We start from the raw sequence: 1,449 nt of genomic DNA on the forward strand, positions 1-1,449 counted from the left end.
CCATCCGAAGCCCGCGCCCTGGTCGGACGGCTGAGTGCCGTTGACCAGCGCCTCGCACTGCTCGACCGTCTGGCCCGACCGGATGCAGGCCGCCCACGGGTCGTAGATCGTGGGGAAATCGGCGGCGGCGGTGGCGGCCGGGCCGGCGATACCGCCCGCGATCACTGCGGCGACGACAAGCTTCTTCACGTGGGAATCCTCCAGAGTCTTTACCGAATTGCGGTAAAGGTTGCCACGCGAATCCGAAAATCACCAAGCGGTACGGGAATTCGGCGTGGGAATTAGGGCAGAACCCCTAATCCCCACGGGACGGAAGGGACCGATCAGGCAACTCGGACGTCGGCCGCCGAGGTGTCGGCCGTCAAGGATTCGACGGCCGCGTAATAGCGATCGGCGAGCAGGCGCACCACGGACGGGTGCACGCCGATCGGCTCGGCGACGCCGTCCGCGCCCGCCTCGTGCAGGCGCTGATGGAACAGGCCGTGCGCGAGCAGGTACGAGGCCACGAAGACCCGGCGCGCGCCCGCGGCCCGGACCCGGGCCACCACATCGGGGACCTTGGGCTCGCCGGTGGCGATGTAGGCCAGATGGGCCGGCGTGCCGACCCGCTCGGAGAGCAGATTGGCGGCGCGCTGCACATCCTGGCGCGCCCGGGCGTCCGAGGAGCCCGCGGCGGCGAAGACCACCGCGTCCCCCGGCCGCCAGCCCGCCGCACGCAGCCGCAGGTGCATGACCTCGGCCAGCGCCGGGTCCGGACCCATGGCCTGGGTGACCGCGACCGCGTCGTGCGCACTCGCGGCCACCTCTCGCGGCACATCCTGATACACGTGGAAGCCCGAGGCCAGGAAGGCCGGAACCACCACGGCGGGAACCGGATCCAGATCCCGCAACACCTCGGCCGGGGACGGGCCCAGCACATCCACGAACGCGGTCCGCACCTGCGGCGCGGCCGTGATCGCCACTTCACGCAACGATGCCGATGCGGCCCCGAAATCGGCACCGGCACCTGTCCCGGACAGCCGGGCCGCGTGTGCGAGCGCCGAGGCGCCCAGCTCCCGCGCGACCGCCTCGGCCAGCTCGGCGATCATCTCCACACCGCGCGCGCTGCGGGTGCCGTGGGCGACCAGCACCAGCGCGGGGGCGCTCACCACGCACCCCGCGGCGGACGGACGGCTCCCGACCCCGGCGGGATGCCGGGAGAGCCGTACGAGCGGGGCGGGAACGCCTGTCGTGATACCGAACTCGACTGTGTGGCATTGGGGTTCGACGGACGCGACGCCGACACGGCACGAGCGGTGGCCGCCGACCGGGCAGAGCCGGCCGCCGGACCCGCGACCGGGGTCGCGGGTGCCGCGCTGCCGGGATGCGCCGGAAGACCAACGGGGCGAACATCATTCGCCGGGGATGCCGATCGCACCGGGGCCGCGCCCGGTCGCGCCGCCCCGGTGC

The 1,449-nt window shown here is 73.0% G+C and carries 2 protein-coding genes; both read right to left on the reverse strand.

Annotated features, from left to right (window positions below; translation table 11 throughout):
- On the reverse strand, positions 1-189 hold a 189-nt coding region (locus ACFV4K_RS35620), incomplete at its 3' end, for a hypothetical protein (protein ID WP_379280687.1).
- 134 nt (positions 190-323) lie between these two features.
- Positions 324-1,148 (reverse strand): sirohydrochlorin chelatase, encoded by an 825-nt coding sequence (locus ACFV4K_RS35625; protein ID WP_379280688.1) that lies wholly within the window; start codon positions 1,146-1,148, stop codon positions 324-326.
- Positions 1,149-1,449: the final 301 nt, after the last annotated feature.

It is taken from the genome of Nocardia sp. NPDC059764 (assembly GCF_042732555.1).
GTDB lineage: Bacteria > Actinomycetota > Actinomycetes > Mycobacteriales > Mycobacteriaceae > Nocardia.